We start from the raw sequence: 20,137 nt of genomic DNA on the forward strand, positions 1-20,137 counted from the left end.
GGTCACATCGCAGACGCGGACGACCGATGCACTCGAGGGACGTCGACATGCGTCCCGCCACGCCGTGTGGGGGATCGTCACCCTCGCCGATCGACGTCTGGACCCCGATGATGAAGCTCACCCCCGTTCAGATCGACCGCGCAGTCGGTGCCCTCCTCGGTTCCGCCGCCGGTGACGCGTTGGGGGCGGGGTACGAGTTCGGTCCGCCGCTGCCGGATGATGCGCCCGTCGTGATGAAGGGCGGCGGCGGGTTCGGCTGGGAGCCGGGGGAGTGGACGGACGACACGTCGATGGCGATCCCGATCGCGCAGGTGCTGGCCGACGGCGGGTCGCTCGACGACGAGGGAGCGCTCGACCGGATCGTCGCGGCGTGGTTCGCCTGGGCAGCGGAGGCGAAGGACGTCGGCAAGCAGACGAGCATGCTCATGCGCGCGATGCGGACGCCGAGTGCTGCCGCTGCGCGGCAGGCCGCGAGTGCGCAGTACCTCCGAGAGCCGGACCGATCCGGTGGCAACGGCACCCTCATGCGCACCGGCCCTGTCGCTCTGGGTTACCTCGACGACGGCGCCGAGCGCGCCCTTGCCAACGCGGCACGCGCTGTCTCCGACCTCACCCACGGTGACCCTGACGCCGGCGACGCGTGCGTCCTGTGGTCGCTCGCCATCCGGCACGCGATCCGCACCGGCGAGATCGATCTCGTCGGGCAGCTCGCGCACCTACCGGCCGCGCGACGCGAGCGGTGGGCCGCGGTGATCGCCGAGGCGGAGTCGTCGCAGCCCCGGGACTTCCCGAAGAACGGGTGGGTCGTGCAGGCGCTGCAGGGTGCGTGGTCCGCGATCCACCACGGCGACGGGCTGGTCGACGTGCTGGAGCGCGCGGTCCGCGGTGGCAAGGACACCGACACGGTGGCGGCCATCGCGGGCGCGCTCGTCGGCGCCGCGTACGGTGGGACGGCCGTTCCCGCGCGTTGGCGGAGGATCCTGCACGGGTGGCCGGGGATCAACACCCGCGGGCTCGTCGAGCTGGGTGCGCTCGCGGTCCGTGGTGGGCAGCCCGACAGCCTGGGCTGGCCGGTCGCCCCGCAGCTCAGCGGCACCGGCGTCCGCACCCTCGTCACGCACCCGCACGACGAGGGCGTCGTGCTCGCGTCCCTCGACGGCCTCGTCCGCCTCCCCGACGACGTCACCACGGTCGTCTCGATGTGCCGGGTCGGTCGCCGCCAGACGTCGCGGGAGCACGTCGAGTTCTGGCTCGTCGACCAGGACGGTGCCAACGCCGACGTCGACGCCGTGCTGATCGACGCCGCCGACACCATCGCCGAGCTGCGCGCCCAGGGGCAGAGGGTCGCACTGCACTGCGTCGAGGCGCGCTCGCGCACGTCCGCCGTGGCCGCGGTCTACGCGATCCGTCACCGCGGGGTGCCGAAGACCGAGGCGCTCGCGGCTCTGGAGGCGACGCTGCCCGACTACGAGCCGAAGCAGTTCCTGCTCGACGCGGTGGGGCGGATCGCGGAGAACGTCGCAGGGGAGGGCGACGAGGAGACGGGGCCCGAGTCGACCGAGCCGGCGCTGCGGTTCACCATCGCGCAGTCATGGTGGATCGCGTCGGAGCTCGCTCGACGGAATGGACTCGAGGTGTACGAGGACCAGCCTTGCGGCTACGACGTCCTGGGTGTCCGGAGAGCAGGGACGAGCGGCGGCGGCGCGAGCCTCGAGATGAACCGGGGTGGGAGGCTCCACATCCACCCCGCCCACACGGGATGGATGACCTGGCAGGAGGTGCTCGCGCAGCCCGACCCGCACGCGGTCGTGCGTCGGGCCGAGAAGACCATGGGGTTGAGCCCTCAGCCCCATCAGAAGACGACGCGCCGGTCGCTCACCTACCGGGTCATCGCGCGCGCGCTTGCGGGGGCCGTGGACGACCGTCACCCGTGGGACGTCCGGATCGGATTCCAGGTGGGGGAGGACCTGTCGGAGGACTTCTTCTACGGTCTCGAGTCCTCACATCCCGCGGCCGTCGCTCACGCGCGGACGTTGACCTCGTCGACGGGCGACGTGGAGGCGAGGCGCCACCTCTGGATTCTCGGGCATAACCTGCGGCGGTCCGGCGAGCGCCACGTCGCTGCCGTCCTCTCCGACGACGCCCGCGTCTTCCTCGCCGGCGACGCCGAGCCCATCGACCTCATGGCCCTCTACCGCAAGCGCGGTCACCGCCTGGGGCTCGTCGTCGCGGAGGCACTCGGTGCGGTGCTCCCGTGAGCGTCGACCTCGAGGTCGACGAGGAGGAGTACCGGTTCGCCGACCGCTACGTCGCGGCCCGGGCGTGGGCGCTCATGGCCGCGCTCGTCGAGCGGCTCCCGGGCATGCGCGTGTCGCAGGTCGTCGACGAGACGGGCACGCCGCTGCTCATCGTCCACGACGGCACCGAGCAGGAGCGGATCCAGCTCGACATGGTCGCGTGGGTGCTCTTCGGCGCGCCGAGCAGGGAGATCCAGCACCTCTACTGGGACGAGGTCTTCGCGACGCGCCTCGACGACGTCGTGGGGCGGATCGTCGCCGCGACCGGCCCCGTGGTGGACGACGGGGCGACGGGCCGGCTGCCCGTGTACCGGCTCATCGCACGGGCGCTCGCGGTGGGGCTCGCCGACGACGCCGGGTGGTGGGTGCAGCAGGTGCGGATCGCAGGTGAGTGGAGCGCCGAGACGCTCGAGGTGCTGCGAGGGTTCGCCGGGGGCGAGTCGGTCGCCGAGGCGGCGCTCGACGCCGCGCTCGCCGGGGCCGCGCACGACGAGCCCGTGGTGTTCCACGAGCCGCTGTGGGTGCTGCGCCGCGGGCTCGACGTCGTGGCGTTGCTCGACGCGAGCACGGGGCAGGCGCACGTCCCCGGCGGGCTCGCACATCCTGCCGACAAGCTCGTCCGTGAGGTCGAGGTGGAGCCGCACACCATCGGCTTCTTCTTCCGCCAGGTGTGCGCGGGCCAGTGGGGGTGCCTCGACCCGGAGCCGGTCGTGGACCCCGCCGTCGATCTCCTGCCGCTGCACTACGGGCACGTTCGGGCGGAGGCCTGGCGCCTTGTCGCGGCGCTGGTCGCCCGGACCGACCTGCAGGTCGTGGGGCCGGCCGCCAGGGGCGAGATCTGTCGCATGACCGATCTCGACGGGAGCGTGCGGCTGCGTATGACGACCGAGGGCGTGCATGTCGGGGGGTCGCCCGTGGTCCGCGACTGGTGGGACGTGTTCGCGGCGCCGCTCGCGTCGAGCGTGCCGGACGCGCTGGTCGACGAGCTGCCGCGCCGAGGGTCGCCGTCACGTGACGCGAGCGGCGCCGAGCGTGTCCATCGGTTCATCGCACGCCTGCTCGCGGCCGCGGTCGACGACGACGGGGAGTGGCGGGTCATCTCCCATGGTGAGGGCGGGTGGGCCGTGCTGCGGGGGGACGATGCTGTGGCGTTGCTCGGGGAGGATGGGAACGACAGGCACGTGGACGACGGGTGGACGGCGAGGATGGGTGCCGCCGTAGTGCTTGGCGATCAGTAGCAGAGTGCAACCAACGTCTCCACCCTTCGAAGCGGGGCAAGCGGCGCCGACATCCGTCACATGTACCCGCGACCACCCTGACCGTCCGGCACCGCCACGAGGCGGGGAGGCTGTGACGCAGTCAGCGTCGCAGCCACCCACCATCTGCGGTCGACGAGCGCCCAGGGCCACGGTGCCACCGCTGGCACGCGCCGCCGCATGACGATCCCGAGCACTAGCCGGATCGCGAGAATGACCATGGGGGCAAACCAGGCCGCCAGGATGCTCGGATGCTCCCGGTACAGCAGTGCGAACACCACGCCCACCATCCCCACAAGCAGCAAGGCGGCAGCAAAGACCGTCCCGAGGATCGGTGCGCGCGGAATCGCGTGGAAGAAAGCAAGAACCATCACACAATGTGCAGCAGCGAGGCTAGCTACTGCAAAGCCCAGCACCAAGAAGATCCCAACATCCACCACGGTGTGCGGACTGGATGCGGCGATGACCACGCCGACGACGATGGACGCGCAAGCCGTCTGTGCGACCACTGGCAGGACGAGGGCGCGGAGCCGCAATCCAAGGCGCGCACGCCACGGTGACGCAGGGTCGTTCGGGACTGCCCAGCTTGCGAGGCGCTGGCGGATCGCGATCTCGTTCGCCCACCGTTCCGCGTCGACGAGCGACTGGATCCCCGGGGCGTACTTCACGCGGACGAGAGCGCCCATTGCTGCTACCAGCGCGCCCGCCGTCAGCGCGCTACCGACGCCGCCGATGGAGGAGCCAGCCGTGGCGGCGCCCTCGACGTTCGCCACCACCGTCCCAGCGATGGACCACAGCGCGATCGTTGCGCCTGCCCAGCCCGTGAGGGCAGCGATCTCCCGAAGGTGCTGGTCCGCCATCGCAGAATCGACGTCGCCCTCGTGGTGCCGCAAAGCGGCCGGCGCGCCCAGCACCCCTAGCCCGTAGGTCACGAGCAGTGCCGTGATGAGTGTCAGCGCGTCGCCGAGCTCGAGTTGGGGGATGGCGTCATGCCATGGGCTCTGACGGTCCCGGTGAGGCCATTGCGCAGCGACGAAGGTGATCGCGCTGGTCACGAACAATGCCATGCCAACGGACAGGACCAGGTTGAGGACGAATCGACGGCGGGCGTCACGTACGGGACGCGACGTCTCATGTCGTGCGTCGCGGTCAGGCTCAGAGGGCGCCAAGGTCGATCCTCAGCCTTACAGCCCGAGCGCAGCGATCACAGTCTCTGCCTTGGCGCCCTCGTACGACGCCATCGCCTGGAAGTGGTTCGTGGGCTTCAGCCCCAGTTCCGCGTTGATCGCCGCGTACGCGATGTCCGCACGCGCATAGTCCGTCACTGAGTACACGTATTCGTAGACGCCCTTCTCCGGGTGGCTGTGCCAGAGCTCTTCGGCAAACCGCTTGTTCCGGAACTGGAACCCGATCCGTGCTGTCGCCCAGATGCCGCCACCCCCCGTGAAGAGGACCGGGTCCCCCTCCGTGACGCGCTCGTACTTCTTGAGGTTGTGCCGGTACGTGCCCCAGAACCGAGCCGCGTCACCGTGCCGGCGCTGGAGGTGGAGTCGCTCGTCGGCCGTCAGCAGCTGGGCGACGGCTGAGTCCAGGGGTACGGGCTCGAGCAGCGATCGGCCGGCGTTGAGCTGACCATCACCCTTGCCTCGAGAGGGGTGGACAAGCAGCGCGGTCATGGTGCCCCCAGGTGTCGAGCCAGCGAAGGGATCATCGTGGCGGAACGTGCACAGTTGCGGCATTCGACCCGCCGGTGGTCAGCGATCAGGACCGCTACGACGACAGTGCAGCAGCGATACCCAGCACGAAGGGCACGCCCCAGACCAGCAGGAGCAGGATGCCGAGCACCCAGGATCCGCGGTTGTACCGTCGCACCTTCTTGCGCAGGTCGGCGTTCTCCGCCTCGAGCTGTCCGATCCGCTCGTAGACGAGGGGGTCGGCCGGCTGGGCTTGACCGAACCTGCTTCCGTATCCGAATTCGTTCACATACGACGCATCGGCATATCGGGCACCGTCCTTGAACGGCGTGGTCCGTCTTAAGCTGTGGCCCTATGCGCTGCGATGGGTGAATCTTCTGCAGTCGTGGTTCTACGCCCCTCATGTACCCACGGCGATGGCCCGTGGCCACTGGTTCGCTCGTTACCCTGTAGACGCCAGGGACAGGACTTGCGCCAGTCAACGATGCCGAGTGGGGGTACTGACGCGCGATGAAGGCCGACTCGCCGCACTGGAAGGTGATGGGCCCTCCGGCGACGCCGGAGGAGGCCGCGGCACTCGAGGCCTTCCGCGAGGTCCTCCCCGACGACGGCCGCACCACGGCGTGGGTCAACCTCACCTTCATCGACACGAACAACCGCACGGCCGAGGTCGACGTCCTGCTCCTCACGCCCGTGGGCCTGTTCTGCGTCGAGCTCAAGGGCTGGCACGGCACCATCACGGGCACGTCCCAGCGCTGGTACCAGCCGGGCAAGACGCACCCCAACCCGTTCCTGGTGACCGACCGCAAGGGCAAGCGTCTCGCCTCCCTGCTCAAGTCCTACGCGACGAGCCCGCAGATGGAGCGCGCCGTCCCGTGGGTCAACGCACTGGTCGTCCTCCACGGTCAGGGATCGAAGTTCGAGGTCGACCAGTCCGGGCGTGCGGGGGTCATCAAGCTCGACGGGTACGACGTGGCGTCGAAGCCGCCGCTGCAGCGACTGAGCGAGTTCCTGGCGACGCCGCCGGCGAACCCGCACGACAGCATCGACCCGCAGCGTGCCCAGCTCGTGCGGCACCTGTGCCAGAAGGCGGACTTCCGCCCGACGCCGAAGACACGCATGGTCGGCGACTACGCGGTCGCGGAGTCCGACCCGGTGGCGGAGGGCGTCGACTGGCAGGACGTGGTGGTCACGCACCCGAACCTGCCGAAGCTCAAGCAGCGGTTGCGCCTGTACGACGTGCCGCCCAAGGCCTCGGCGTCGGAGCGCAAGCGCATCGAGCAGCTCGCCCAGCGTGAGTTCCAGCTCACGTACGGCATCAAGCACGACGGCATCGCGGTCCCGCAGCAGTTGCTGACGACGGACGACGGGCTGGCGCTGCTCTTCGAGTACCAGGACGCCGAGCGGCCTCTCGACGCGTTCCTCGCCGACGAGGGGGCGGCCCTCACGCTCGACGACCGCGTGGCGATGGTCGAGCAGCTCGGTGACATCCTGCGGTACGCGCACAACCGGCACCTGTTCCACCGGGCCCTGTCGCCGCAGCGCGTGTGGGTCCGGCCGACGGCCGACGGTCCCCGGCTCGAGGTGCGGGACTGGTACTCCGCGCAGAAGGACCGCGAGACCGCGTCCACGACCCGGTGGACCGTCATCAGCCGTGGTGTCACCGACCTCATGGGCGTTGCCGGCCACCAGGACCTGGTGTGGCTCGCTCCCGAGGCGCGGCAGTCCGTCTCGGACGTCCCGGGTGCCCCGCTGGACGTGTTCGGCTTCGGTGCCTTGGCGTTCTTGATGCTGACGGGGAAGCCGCCCGCGACGACGATCGCCGAGGTGCAGGAGGTCCAGCAGCAGGCCGGCCGGTTCGACCCGCGCGCCGTCACCGCGGCCCTGCCGGACTCCCTCGCTGACGTGATCGGTGACCTCACGGCGGTCGACGAGTCTGAACGCCCTGCCTCGGTCGAGGACGCCCTCACGTTCGTCCGCATGGCGTGGGACGAGGTGCGTCGCCCGGATGCCGAGTCGCCCCCGGAGGAGGTCCAGGACCCGCTCGACGCCCGGACCGGCGACATGATCGGCAGCCGCTTCCTCGTCGCGGGCAAGCGCGGGGAAGGCTCCTCGGGTGTCGCTCTTGCCGTCCTCGACGACGACGCGGGCGACGACCGGGAGCTCATCCTCAAGATCGCTCGGGACGACGCCGCCGGCCGCCGCCTCGACGTCGAGGCCGAGGTGCTCGCGGGGCTGGAGCACCCCCGCGTCGTGCGCCTGGTGGAGTCGCTCGAGCTCGGTGGCCGCCGCGTGCTGCTGATGTCCGACGCGGGCAAGGAGACGCTCGCGACTCGGCTGGCCAAGGAGGGCCAGTCGACGCTCGAGCAGCTGCAGCGGTGGGGGACCGACCTGCTGGAGGCGATGTCCTACCTCGTCGACGTCGAGGGTGTCTTCCACCGCGACATCAAGCCGGCGAACCTCGGCATCGCCCCCGACCCGGGCTACCGCAAGCCGCACCTGACCTTGTTCGACTTCTCGCTCGCGCGTGAGCCGCTGGAGGCCACCGGCTCGGGCACGCCCGGGTACCTCGACCCGTACCTGGGCAAGGGCCGGCGGAACCGCTACGACCGGGCGGCGGAGCTGTGGGCGGTCTCGGTGACGCTCTTCGAGATGGCCACAGGCGTCCTGCCGTGGTGGCCCAACGGCGCAAGCATGCCGGCCAAGCCGACCGACCGGGCGGTGGTGGAGCCGACGTCGTTCGACCCGGCGGTCGCGGCACCGCTGACGGCGCTGTTCCGCAAGGCCCTGGCCCCGGACGCCAAGGACCGTTTCGGCAACGTCGAGGACCTGCTGCGTGCCTGGACGGAGGCGTTCGCCGGCCTCGCCCTGGACGAGGACGCGCGGAAGAAGGACGACGAGCTCGCCTCCCGTGCCACGCTCGACACCCCGCTGGAGCAGTCCGGCCTCTCGGCTCAGGCCCTGTCGGCCCTGCGTCGGCTCGACGGCGTGGTCACGGTCGCGGACGTCCTCGGCGTGCACCCGGTGAAGATCAACGGGATCCGCGGACTGGGGGAGACGTACCGCAAGGAGATCCAGGCGCGCATCGGGCAGTGGCGCACCGCGTTGCGACCGGCGGAGCCCGTCGCCGGAGTCGCGGTGGCGCTCGGGGTGGACCGGTTGGTGAACAACCTGCTGGAGATGCTGCCCGCCGCCGACGAGTCGCTCGCCCGCACTCTGCTAGGCCTCGGTGACGGCCCAGCGTGGCCGACCGCCGCCGAGGTCGCCGCCGACGCGCAGACGACGCGTGAGCGCGTCACCGCGATGGTGGACGACGCTGCGGCTGCCTGGTCCAAGCACCAGCCGTTCCTCACGGCACGCGACGAGCTGACGACCATCGTGCAGAACGCCGGCCGCGTCATGACGGTCCCCGAGGCTGCTGCTGCGCTCGTCACGCTGCGCGGGTCGACGCTCGACGGCGACGCGCGCATGAGCCACGGCACGGCGTTGGTCCGCGGGATCGTCGAGTTCGACGCGCGGGATATCGGCTCCGTGTTTGTCCTCCGACGCCGCGCAGGCGCCAAGGCGGACGTGCTGGCCCTGAGCGAGACGGCTGCCGCGACCGATGCCGGCGACGCGAGCCCGCCGGCCGACCTGCTCACCGAGCTGGCGGCTGAGCTGGGCGCCAAGGCTGACGAGCTGGTCACCGGCGGGGTCATCACCGCGAGCACGGCGATCGGCGCGCTGCGGGGCGTGGTGGATGAGCTCGACGGCGCGGGCCAGTGGCAGGTCTCGGACACGCGCGTGCTGCGGTTGGCCGCCGCGGCCAGCCAGACCGCGGCCCTCTCGGGCTTCCAGGAGCTGTACCCCAGGGCGCTGCCGATCGCGACGGCCCTGGAGCATGCGATGCGCGGAAAGCCGGGCCGCGCCATCAGCCAGGCGGCGGTGCGGCGGACTCTGAGCGCTCGCTTCCCCCACCTCGCCGAGCCTCTGCCTGCAGGTTCGGACAAGCTCGACGCGCTCATGCGCGACCTGTACCCGGACCTGGTGAACCGCGAGGGCGTCTACGAGCCCAAGAGCACGGCGCTGTTCACCACCGGGTCGGTCCAGACCACGCAGTCCGCACCGACGCCGGCCGCAGAGATCACGCGCAAGCTCAACGACGCACTCGGCCGCCACTCGGCCCTGACGCTGACGGTGCCGCCGCGGCGGTACACCGCCGCTGTTCGCGCACTGTCCACCACCTTCGACATCGACGTCCTCGACGTCGCGGAGCTCGTCGTGACGGTGACGAAGGAGCAGATCGAGGAGGCTGGGGGCATGTGGTCCGGGCTGCTCGGCTACGACGCCCTGGACCGTGACAGCAAGCAGTGGAAGGCCTTGCAGAGCGTCGTCCAGCGATCAGTCGAGCCCGCGTGGGCGGAGCGGCTCGCGTCACCCCGCCCGCTGTTGCTGGCCAACGCCGGTCCGCTCGTGCGGTACGGCATGACGTCGCTGCTGGCCACCCTGCTGGACACCGGTACCAGTCGACCGGCCGCGCGCTGGCTCCTCGTCGCCAAGCCCGGTGACGCCCGCGCGCCACTGCTCGACGGGCGGTCCGTGCCGCTCGGACCGAGCGGCTGGGTCGACCTCCCCCGTGACCTCGCGCAGCTTGCCGACGACGACAAGCCCGCGCCCCACAGCACGACCACCGGAGACCGTTCATGATCCACTCCTCCGCCCTCCTCGCCGACCTGAAGGCCCAGCTCAAGTTGCTGCAGGCCGACCTGAAGGCGCGCGCCGACGACCCCACGACCGAGTGGGGAGCCGCGCTCCAGCGCGAGCACGCAGAGGCGCTGCGGCGGGAGCGCACCGGCTTGTCGTGGACGGCGTGGCGGGACAACGAGGTCGACCAGGCCGCGGTCGCGTGGGTCATCGCGACGACGTTCATCCGGTTCTGCGAGGACAACGACCTCCTCGCGGGCGCCACGCTCGACGGCATGCCCGTCCCCGTGGGCTGGATCGCCGGGCCGGGCGACCGCACGGCGCGGGCACGGGAGAACCAGACCGCGTACTTCCGCGTCCACACCAGCCACCACGACCGCGACTGGCTCCAGCAGGCGTTCCGCGTGCTCGCCGCCCAGCCTGCGGGCGCCGCCCTCGTGGACCCGAAGCACAACCCGGTGTGGACCGCGGAGATCAGCGCCGAGGCCGCGAAGGGACTGGTGAACTTCTGGCGGCGGACCCACGATGACGGGACGCTGATCCACGACTTGACCGATCCCGAGCTCGACACCCGGTTCCTCGGTGACCTCTACCAGGACCTGTCGGAGCACGCGAAGAAGACGTACGCGCTGCTGCAGACGCCCGAGTTCGTCGAGGAGTTCATCCTCGACCGCACGCTCACCCCGGCGATCGCCGAGTTCGGCATCGACGGGCTCAAGCTCATCGACCCGACTTGCGGGTCGGGACACTTTCTCCTCGGGGCATTCCACCGGCTCAACGCACAATGGGCGGCAGAGGCGCCCGGACTCGATCCCAGGCAGCGTGTTCTCAAGGCCATGGATTCGATTCACGGCGTTGACATCAACCCATTTGCCGTGGCCATCGCCCGCTTCCGGCTCACAGTCGCCGCCATCCAGATGGCCGGTGAGAAGTCACTCGTGGGTGTGCCGCGGCTCGGGTTCCACCTCGCGATCGGTGACTCTCTGCTCGGTGAGCAGGGCGGTGGCGTCGGCCTGTTCGACGAGAGCGAGACGTTTGTGTACGGCACAGAGGACTTGGGCAAGTTCACAGGAATCCTGAGGCCCGGGCAATACCACGTCGTTGTAGGTAATCCGCCATATATTACGGTCAAAGACCCCGCACTAAACCAAAAGTACCGTCAAGTCTACTCAAGCGCCTACAAAAAGTACGCCCTCACCGTGCCGTTCGCGGAACTATTCTTTCGTCTCGCCACGCTCGGGACTTCCGGGCGCGGGGCTGGGTATGTTGGCCAGATAACGTCCAACTCATTTATGAAGCGGGAGTTCGGGAAGAAACTAATTGAAGAGTTCTTCGCTGGCTATCACCTGGATAACCCTGTGGACCTGACTCATGTGATCGATAGCCAAGGTGCTTGGATGCCTGGCCATAACTTTGATGGAACTCCAACGTGCGTGATTTTCGGTAGGCGGCGACGTCCCGTGAACTCCACCGTGAGGACTGTGTTCTCCGTGAAGGATGACCCTGGAAAGCGATCGGACCCAGAAAATGGGCCGGTCTGGTCGGAGATAGTCAAACATCTAGACGACCCAGGATTCGACGGCGAGTACGTTAGCGTAGGAGACCTCGCGCGAAAGGAGCTCGCGAAGTTCCCTTGGGTCCTAAATGGGGGAGGCGCCAGTGCTCTAATGTCGCTCCTCATCAGCGCCTCGCCACGCGCCCTCTCCTCCGTAATATCCGAGGCGGGCTTCTCCGATATTACGGGCAATGATGAGATCTTTTTGATGTCAAGGGCGACGGCGATTGCCCGCGGAATGGTTACGCAGTGTTACCCCTTCGTCGAGGGAGGGGCGGTGCGTGATTGGACCGTAACCCCCCAGGCTGTCTCCCTCATGTTTAGCAGTATGGCCGGGGAGCAGACAGAGCCGAACGTCGCAGCTTCACGGCACTTGTGGCCATTTCGGCGCAACTTGCGGACGGCGGTCTACTTCGGAAAAACCGCCGAACAGCGTGGTATGCGTTGGTATGACCATGCCATCTTTCAGCCCGGTAAGCATTCTAATCGGATGTTGATCTCATATGCGTTCGTATCTACGCATAATCATTTTGTGCTCGATCGAGGTGGGCGCCTCTTCAACAAGTCGGCCCCCGTTCTCAAACTGCCTGATGGCGCAGGCGAGCGGGAGCACCTTGAACTGCTCGGGGTGCTAAATAGTTCCGTCGCATGCTTCTGGATGCGGCAGGTCTCCCAAAAGAAGGGTGGCGACGCGGATACGCCTTGGCTTCGGACGTGGGAGTTCACAGGTACGAAGCTCCAAAACTTCCCCCTTCCCAGGGTGCTGCCTCTTAGCCGGGCAACTGTGTTGGATGACCTTGCACGGAGACTCAGCGCGACGAGTCCACATGCAGTCATCGCTGACTGGCTAAGGGCTGGCGCGACGGACTCGCTTCCGGAGCGTCTTGGCGAGGCGCGCAGTCATTGGGCGGCGATTCGGGCCCGCATGATGTTCGAGCAAGAGGAACTTGACTGGGACGTCTATCGGCTGTATGGCCTTATTGACGAGGATCTTACGTATCAAGGCGATTGGAACGGGTCGGAGCCGGCGATCGGCTCGGGCGAGCGTGCGTTTGCATTGGAGATGGCTCGTCGCGAACCGGAGAACGCCCAATATACGACTTGGTTCGACTACGTGGACAATCGAACGGGTCAGGTTCACAGATTTGCGCGCGTGCTGGAATTCCCGGAATCATGGCCACTGGAGTATCGCAAGGTTGTTGGTCGACGTCTGTCGGCTATTCAATCGAGTGCTGCACTAAAGATCTTGGAGGCGCCGGATTACAAGCGTCGCTGGGCGGCCGTCCCGTGGGAAGCCCAGTCTCGTCAGGCGCTGAAGGAAGCGATTGTCGACCGGGTCGCTGACGGTCGTTTGTGGGCCGATCACCAGGGGCCGAGGCTCCGCTCTATCGTTCAGTTGGTTGACGAATTGCGGAGAGATGAGGGATTGAGTCAACTGGCGAGTGCGCTTACAGGAAGTTCGGAGCCTGACGTTCTGGCGGTCGTAGAGGAATTGGTGCTCAGCGAAGCGGTACCGTTTCTTGCGGCTTATCGATACACTCGATCTGGGCTAGAGAAGTTTCATGAGTGGCAGGAGGTGTGGCGCCAGCAGCGTTTGGAGGATGCCGGCGGTAAGGTCTCGTTCGCAACGCCTCCTCGATATAGGGAGAATGACTTCATCGCGAGGTCCACATGGCGCCTCCGCGGCGAGCTCGACGTGTCCAGAGAACTCTTTACTCTATTTCCTGGCATCGCACGTGAGGGGGACCTGAGCCCGGTGCTTGGGTGGGCGGCGTGGACTCATCGCGACCAGGCAGTCGCACTCGTCCGCGAAGTTCTCACGCAGCAGGCGCTCGGCGCCTCCGAGGATGCGCTCGTTCCGATGGTGGCGGGTCTCGTCGAGCTCGAGCCGTGGCTGCACCAGTGGCACACCGACCTTGAGCCGGAGTTCGGGTCGAGTGCCGCCCAGGCGGTGACGAGCCAGATAGACCAGTTCCTCGCAGAACTCCAGATGACGAGGGACGACGTCAACGCGTGGCGGCCGCCGGCCGCGGCACGTGGCCGGCGGCGCAGGACGTAGAGCGGGTCACTGGTTGAGTGATGACGTACGTGCTGTACCTGAAGAACGGAAGAGTCGACTGATGAGCACCCCTACCGCTGGCGCACTGTCGATGATGCTGCGCGACGCGATCCACGTGCCCGAGGCTGTGCACGACGACGACTTCGTCATGCGGATCCATGAGGGCGTTCCCGCAGCCGACCGGACGCTCCAGGACTACGTCGTCACCGAGAAGATCGCCGAGGCGTTCGGCGAGGGCCTCACCCTGGTGAAGTCCGCGGTGGCGCGCGGCAACGCCAAGGGCGCCTTCATCCACGGCTCGTTCGGTGCCGGTAAGTCGCACTACATGGCGGTGATGCACCTGCTGATCTCGGGCAACGCCCACGCGCGCGCCCTGCCCGGGCTGCAGCAGGTCGTCGCCGAGCACACGGACGTGCTCTCGCGCAGGTTCCTCGCGGTGGACTACCACCTCATCGGGGCCGAGTCCTTCGAAGGCGCCCTGTTCCAGGGGTACATCAACACCGTCAAGGAGAAGCACCCGGACGCCGCTCCGCCGGTCCTGCACCGGAGCGATCTGCTCTTCCAGGACGCCCAGAGCCTGCGCGCGAAGATGGGTGACGAGGCGTTCTTCGCCCAGTTCGCCAGCGAGATCGACCCCGTGCTCGGCGCCCTTAGCGACGGCGGGCTCACGGCGGCAGACCTCGACGCGGCGGCCCGCGGTGCGGCGACCGAGCGAGACCGGCAGGCGGTTGCGGCGAAGCTCGTTGAGACGTACTTCCCCGGGTACACGTCGACGTCGGCGTGGCTGCCCATTGACCAGGGCCTGCGGATCATGACGGCCCACGCCAAGGACCTCGGCTACGACGGGCTCGTGCTGTTCCTCGACGAGCTCGTGCTGTGGCTGGCGAACCACCTGCGGGACTCGGCCTTCATCCAGAACGAGACGTCCAAGGTCGCCAAGCTGGTCGAGACCGGGTCGGGCCAGATGGCGATCCCGATGATCTCCTTCGTCGCCCGTCAGCGGGCCCTCAAGGAGTTCCTCGGCGGTGGGAACGTCGGCGCCGAGCAGGTGGCCCTCGAGGACTCCTTCCAGTGGTGGGAGGACCGGTTCGACAAGATCACCCTCGCCGCCGCCGACCTGCCGGAGATCGTCCAGAAGCGGCTGCTGACCCCGACGTCCGACTCGGGCAAGGCTGCGCTCGCCGCTGCCGTTGCTCGCGTGCGGGCCAACCCGACGGACTGGAAGCACCTGCTCACCGACTCTGCCGGCTCGAGCGCCGTGGACTTCGAGAAGGTCTACCCCTTCTCGCCGGCGCTCGTCGACGCGATGGTCGCGCTGTCAGCGATCATGCAGCGCGAGCGCACCGCCCTGAAGATCATGAGCGAGCTGCTCTACCGGGGCCGCGACGAGCTGACGGTCGGCGATGTCATCCCCGTTGGTGACCTGTTCGACGTCGTCGTGCTCGGTGACGCCAAGCCGCTCACCGACGACATGGTCAAGGTGTTCGAGGCCGCCGCCACGTTCTACCGGGGCAAGATGCGCCCGTACCTGCTGGAGAAGCACCGCCTCACCGACGCCGAGGCTCGGGCGCTCGACCGCAACCACCCGTTCCGGCGCGAGGACCGTCTGGCGAAGACACTCCTCGTCGCCGCGATCGCCCCCGGCGCGACGTCCCTGAAGGACCTCACGGCGTCCAAGCTGGCGGCCCTGAACTTCGGGTCCGTCGTGTCGATGTTCGGCGGCAACGTCTCCGGGCAGGTCGTCACGCTCGCCACCGAGTGGCAGGCCAAGTTCTCCGAGATCACCGTCGGGTCCACCGCCGACCCGGTCGTCAGCCTGCAGCTCACCGGCGTCGACTTCGACGCGATCCTCGCGCACGTCGCCCAGGAGGACTCCCACGCCAACCGACGCAAGCTCATCCGCGACACCCTCGTGGCCGAGATCGGTGCCGTCGCGACCGGCTCCTACGCGGGCGAGTACGCGCTCGACCACGTCTGGCGCGGCCAGAAGCGGGCCGTCGACGTGGTGTTCGGCAACGTGCGCGACAGGGCCGCCATGCCCGTCGAGACGCTCAAGGCGTCGGACTCCCGCTGGAAGCTCGTCGTCGACTACCCGTTCGACGACGAGGAGGGCCGCGGACCGTCCGACGACGCCGCGCGCATCTACGACCTCAAGCAGGACGGCGTCGTCTCCGACACGATCATCTGGGTCCCGCACTTCCTCACTGCGCAGCGCATGGACGACGTCGGCAAGCTCGTTCAGCTCGAGTACCTACTGACGGGCAACCGGTTCGACCAGTACGCCAGCAACCTGCCGGTCAACGACCGTGAGCCCGCCCGCCGCCTGCTGACCAACCAGCGGGACTCGCTGCGCAGCCAGCTCGGGGCGCTCCTGCGGCAGGCGTACGGGGTCGACTCCTCGGCGAATGACGACAACCTCGGCACTCGGCTCCCGGGCACCAACTTCGTCACCCTGGCCGACGGGTTCACGCCTACCCAGCCGTCCGCCGCGACGCTGCGCGACGCCGTCGTGGGGGCGCTGGGCTCCGCGTTGACCGCCAGGTACCCCCAGCACCCCGAGCTCGAGCGAGGCGTCGAGGAGGTGCGACGCACGGAACTCAACGCCGTGCTCGACCTCGCCCGCAAGGCTGTTGACGCCGGGGGTCGGTTGGCTGACGTCGACCGTGCGACGGGCAGTAAGGTCCGGCGCGTCGTGACCGGCTACGGCGTGGGGGCGCTGCGCGAGACGACCTACGCGCTGGATGCTCAGACCTTCGCGTTCTTCGACGAGTTCACGCGCGCCGCGGGCACCGGTGACGTGACCGTCGGGACCTTGCGCGGGGTCCTCGCGGACCGCGGCATGACCACCGACACCATGGACCTGCTCGTCCTGGCGTGGGCCCGGATCACCGACCGCGAGTGGTATCGCGCCGGATCCCGCACCAGTGAGCCGGGGATCGGGTCGTTGGCCCCGGACATGCTGCTGCGTGAGCCGGTGCTGCCCTCGGAGCAGGAGTGGCGAGTCGCGCTGACCCGCGCCAAGGCGCTGTTCGGCGTGGGCGCCGACGAGTACCACCTGTCGACCGCCGCGGTACAGCGCGTCAGCGACGCGCTCCTCGGCAAGGTGCGTCCCGCGGTGAGCACGACGTCGGAGGCGGCCGCGGAGCTGTCGGCACACCGTGACGTCCTGGGGCTCGACGAGACCAGCCCGCGGTGGCAGTCCGTCACGCGCGGACGGGACCTCGTCGCGGTGCTTGCGACGGCCGACAACGCTGTCGCAAGGATCGAGGCGCTCGCACAGTTCGACCTGCCCACGGAGTCGCAGGCGATCGGCCGCTCGATCGCGGCCTCGGGTGACGTCGTCGCCGCGCTGCGAGGGGCGAACTGGAGCCTCATCAACCGGCTGCCGGGCCTGGGAGGTGACCAGGCCGCACAGGCACTGGCCGCGCTTCGCGATGCTGCACGGCAAGCGGAGCTCCACGCACAGCTCAAGCCAGCCCTGGCCAGCGCGGCGGACGAAGCGCTTGAGATCATCGCGGCCGACCCCGAGGAGGTCGAGCGGCGTCGCCGCGAGGAGGAAGCGCGACTCAAGGCGATCGAGGACGCTCATCGCGCCCGCGAGGAGGCCGAGCGCAAGGCCGAAGCGGAGCGCGTGGCCCGCGAGGAGGCGCTGCGCAAGGAGCGAGAGCGGCTCGACGCGCAGAAGCGCGAGCAGGAAGCGCGCGAGGCGGAGATCAAGCACAGGCTTGCCGAGCTTGACCGGATCCGCCTGGAAGAGGACGAGCGAAAGCGAAAGCGGCTCATCGAGGTGACGGAGGTCGTCTCGGACCCCGTTAAGGCCGACGAGATCCGTCGGAGGATCACCGAGGAGCTGGCTCACCCGGTCCCGGGTAAGGAACTACGCGTGAGCTGGAGGTGGGAGTGACCAGCGCTGCCACGGAGACGCCGCGTACCGTCGCCGTCTCCGAGGCGCTCGTGCGGTCACGCGCCGTCGAGCTCATCGCCAAGGGCGGTGACGCGCGGGTGCTCGTCCTGCGGGCGCAGCCGCGGTGGCACGGCGGCGAGCTGACCATCGACGGGCAGCGGGTCCGGGTCGTCGAGGGTGTCTCCCAGCTTGCGATCCTCGATGCGTACGCGCAGCAGTCCGACGACGAGTACCTCGTCGTGCTCACCGATCGGCCGCGAGCGGACCTCAACGACACCGTGCTCGCACGCGCGTACGGCCAGCGGATCGAGGAGCCAGACGAGTGGGCGAGCGTCCCCGCGCTCTTCGGGGGTGCGCGCGAGGTCAGCCGCGAGCTCCGACGGCTGGACTGGGCCGCGACCGCACTGCTCGACCATGAGCCCGCCGGCGGGTGGGCCCCCTCCACGGACCTGGCCGTGACCGCCGAGCACGCCATCGGCGGGTTGCTCGCCCACCTGCTCGACCTGGACTCGGCTGACCTCGACGGCGTCGTCCTCCTGGCCGTCCTGAGCAACGGCTCGCGCTCGTCATGGGCGGGTGTCGACCCCGAGCTGCAGGACCACCTCATCGCGTGGGCCGAGGGCCAGTACGGCACGGCGGCGGCCTTTGCTCTGCGCACCACCGCCACGCCGGGCGGCCTGGTCAAGCCACTCGCCCTCGGTCTGGCGATCGACGTGCTGTGGCCTCAGCCCGCCGGTGACCTCACCGAGGCCCAGGTCGCTGCGCGGACCCGGCTCCTCGAGAGATACGTCGCAGGTCGCGCTGTCACGCCGGTGCAGGCGCGGGAGATCGCCAACGCGGCCGTCTCCGCCGTGCTCCGGCTGTCGCGCGAGAACGACCCCGAAGGGCGCCTCGGCGTGGTGCTCGACCAGGCTGAGGCCTTGCTGCGCGACAACCTCGGGTGGCCCGAGGGCGCCGAACGCTCCGGCATCCTGCGTCCGGGCTTCACCGCCCGCCTGCGTGTGCTGGGCACGGCCCTGGACTCCGGCACCGGCATCGAGGAGGCACTCGCCGGCGTTCTCGAGCACCGCGAAGCCACCCTGGGGAGCCAGGACCTTGCGCCGCGCATGGCGGTGCGCCTCTCGCGTTGGCTCGCGACTCCTGAGACCGACGCGCACACCCTGGGGACGGACCTTCAGCGGCAGCTCGCCGACGGCGCGTGGGTCGACGCGGCGCTCGGTGTGCTGTGGAGCGGGTCATCCGACGCCGAGGTCGGGGCCGCCTACGGGCGACTCATCGAGCGTGTCCGCACCCGCCGCCGGGAACGCGATGCGGTGGCCGCGACGCACCTCGGGGACACAGTCGTCATGCAGTCGCTGGCGGAGGCGTTGCTGGGCGGCCCGGCCCTCGGCGTCGAGAACATCCTGCGCGCCGTGGTGGACCCCTGGAAGGCGCACGGAGGCGTGCTGCTCATCGTCCTGGACGGCATGAGCGGAGCCGTCGCCGTCGACCTCGCGGGCGAGGTAGGGCGGTCCGGTCTCGTCGAGTGGGTGCCGTCCGCGACCAAGCGCCGGCTCGCCGCCGCTGCCGTGCTGCCGTCGATGACCGGGATCTCGCGCACCAGCCTGTTCTGCGGCGAGGTCCGTCACGGCACGTCCGCGACGGAGAAGTCGGGCCTCGCTGCTGCCTTCCCGGGCGCGAGGGTGTTCCACAAGGGCGAGCTCCGCGCGCCGGGCGGCGCCCAGCTCGCGGACGACGTCGCCACCGCGATCGCCGACCCCGCTGTTCCGGTGGTCGGTGTCGTCATCAACGCGATCGACGACGCGACCCACAAGAACGACACCTCGGGGCGGCCCTGGGGCATCGGCGACCTCGAGCCCCTTCGCGGGTTGCTGAACGCCGCCTCCATCGCCGGGCGCACGGTGGTCCTCACCTCCGACCACGGCCACGTCGTCGAGCGCGGGACCGCGATGCTCCCTGCTGTGGCCGGGGGCGACGCGCGCTGGCGGCCGGTGTCGACGGGGCCCGTCGAGGAGGGCGAGGCGCTGGTCACCGGGCCGCGCGTGGCGCTCGACGCCGGCCAGGTCGTCGTGCTGTGGCGGGACGACGCAAGGTACGGCGCCGCGCGTGCGGGCTACCACGGGGGCGCGTCCCTCGCGGAGCTCACCGTGCCCGTGCTCGTGTACCAGCGGTCGCTCGCGCAGGAGGCTCCCGACGGATGGGAGCCAGCGCCGCCCCAGGCACCTGCCTGGTGGAACGACCCCGTCGTCGAGGCGAAGGCGACCACTTCCACGCAGCCTGGTCCTGCGAAGAGAGCGCGCAAGAAGCCCGCGGTCGACAAGTCGGAGCCCGCGCTGTTCGAGCTCGAGGTGGCCGCGGTGGCGTCGCCTGCACCGTCGGACGACCTCGTGGGACGTGTGCTGGCGTCGAGCGTGTACGCCGACCAGTACCGGCTCGGTGGGCGTGCCGCGTCGGCAGCGCTCATCGAGACGGTGCTGCGCACCCTCGTCGCCCACGGTGGGCGAGCGCACCAAGACACCGTCGCCGCGGCTGCGGGCATGCCCGTCACGCTGTTCGGTCAGGGCCTGGCCGTCGTCAAGCGGGTCCTGAACGTCGAGGGGTACGACATCCTCTCCGTGGACAGCGATGGTGTGACCCTGCGGCTCGACGTCGACCTGCTCAAGGACCAGTTCGGGCTGACCACATGAGC

The 20,137-nt window shown here is 69.3% G+C and carries 9 protein-coding genes; 6 read left to right on the forward strand and 3 right to left on the reverse strand.

Features of this window, described 5'->3' with window-relative positions:
* Positions 1–110: 110 nt before the first annotated feature.
* Positions 111–2,258 (forward strand): ADP-ribosylglycohydrolase family protein, encoded by a 2,148-nt coding sequence (locus tag J1G43_RS02945; RefSeq protein WP_207339665.1) that lies wholly within the window; start codon positions 111–113, stop codon positions 2,256–2,258.
* The gene (locus J1G43_RS02950) at positions 2,255–3,535 is read left to right on the forward strand and encodes a hypothetical protein (protein ID WP_207339664.1); all 1,281 of its coding nucleotides are present in this window, start codon (positions 2,255–2,257) and stop codon (positions 3,533–3,535) included. Before J1G43_RS02945 ends, J1G43_RS02950 begins: the two co-directional genes overlap by 4 nt.
* 56 nt (positions 3,536–3,591) lie before the next feature.
* Here the strand turns inward: J1G43_RS02950 and J1G43_RS02955 are convergent, their stop codons facing one another.
* The 3 genes from J1G43_RS02955 to J1G43_RS02965 all read right to left on the reverse strand — a co-directional run bounded on the left by J1G43_RS02955 (position 3,592) and on the right by J1G43_RS02965 (position 5,536).
* Positions 3,592–4,620 carry a hypothetical protein gene (locus J1G43_RS02955; protein WP_207339663.1) on the reverse strand — a complete coding sequence of 343 codons (1,029 nt, stop codon included), beginning with the start codon at positions 4,618–4,620 and terminating at the stop codon, positions 3,592–3,594.
* A 117-nt stretch (positions 4,621–4,737) separates the two neighbouring features.
* On the reverse strand, positions 4,738–5,229 hold the full coding sequence (locus tag J1G43_RS02960) for a hypothetical protein (protein ID WP_207339662.1): 492 nt from the start codon (positions 5,227–5,229) through the stop codon (positions 4,738–4,740).
* A 94-nt stretch (positions 5,230–5,323) separates the two neighbouring features.
* Positions 5,324–5,536 (reverse strand): hypothetical protein, encoded by a 213-nt coding sequence (locus tag J1G43_RS02965; RefSeq protein WP_207339661.1) that lies wholly within the window; start codon positions 5,534–5,536, stop codon positions 5,324–5,326.
* Between the two features lie 221 nt (positions 5,537–5,757).
* Here J1G43_RS02965 and pglW point away from each other — a divergent pair, with 221 nt between their 5' ends.
* The 4 genes from pglW (at position 5,758) to pglZ (ending at position 20,135) form a co-directional block, all read left to right on the forward strand.
* Positions 5,758–9,933, forward strand: coding sequence for a BREX system serine/threonine kinase PglW (gene pglW / locus J1G43_RS02970; RefSeq protein WP_207377933.1), 4,176 nt, complete (start codon positions 5,758–5,760; stop codon positions 9,931–9,933).
* Positions 9,930–13,544, forward strand: a complete 3,615-nt coding sequence (gene pglX, locus J1G43_RS02975; protein ID WP_207377934.1) for a BREX-2 system adenine-specific DNA-methyltransferase PglX — start codon at positions 9,930–9,932, stop codon at positions 13,542–13,544. The genes pglW and pglX overlap by 4 nt, the downstream gene beginning before the upstream one ends.
* Positions 13,545–13,605: 61 nt before the next feature.
* A complete protein-coding gene (locus J1G43_RS02980; protein WP_207377935.1) occupies positions 13,606–17,448 on the forward strand; it encodes a DUF6079 family protein in 3,843 nt (1,280 codons plus the stop codon).
* Positions 17,445–20,135, forward strand: a complete 2,691-nt coding sequence (pglZ, locus tag J1G43_RS02985; RefSeq protein ID WP_207377936.1) for a BREX-2 system phosphatase PglZ — start codon at positions 17,445–17,447, stop codon at positions 20,133–20,135. The genes J1G43_RS02980 and pglZ overlap by 4 nt, the downstream gene beginning before the upstream one ends.
* Positions 20,136–20,137: the final 2 nt, after the last annotated feature.

Origin of the sequence: Cellulomonas sp. zg-ZUI22 (genome assembly GCF_017353535.1) — a bacterium.
Lineage (GTDB): Bacteria > Actinomycetota > Actinomycetes > Actinomycetales > Cellulomonadaceae > Cellulomonas > Cellulomonas wangleii.

Bases quoted from the DNA above. Each gene is read 5' to 3' on its own strand.
- J1G43_RS02945 (WP_207339665.1), top strand. From the start codon at position 111: ATGAAGCTCACCCCCGTTCAGATCGACCGCGCAGTCGGTGCCCTCCTC.
- pglW (WP_207377933.1), top strand. From the start codon at position 5,758: ATGAAGGCCGACTCGCCGCACTGGAAGGTGATGGGCCCTCCGGCGACG.
- J1G43_RS02980 (WP_207377935.1), top strand. From the start codon at position 13,606: ATGAGCACCCCTACCGCTGGCGCACTGTCGATGATGCTGCGCGACGCG.
- pglX (WP_207377934.1), top strand. From the start codon at position 9,930: ATGATCCACTCCTCCGCCCTCCTCGCCGACCTGAAGGCCCAGCTCAAG.
- J1G43_RS02960 (WP_207339662.1), bottom strand. From the start codon at position 5,229: ATGACCGCGCTGCTTGTCCACCCCTCTCGAGGCAAGGGTGATGGTCAG.
- J1G43_RS02955 (WP_207339663.1), bottom strand. From the start codon at position 4,620: ATGGCATTGTTCGTGACCAGCGCGATCACCTTCGTCGCTGCGCAATGG.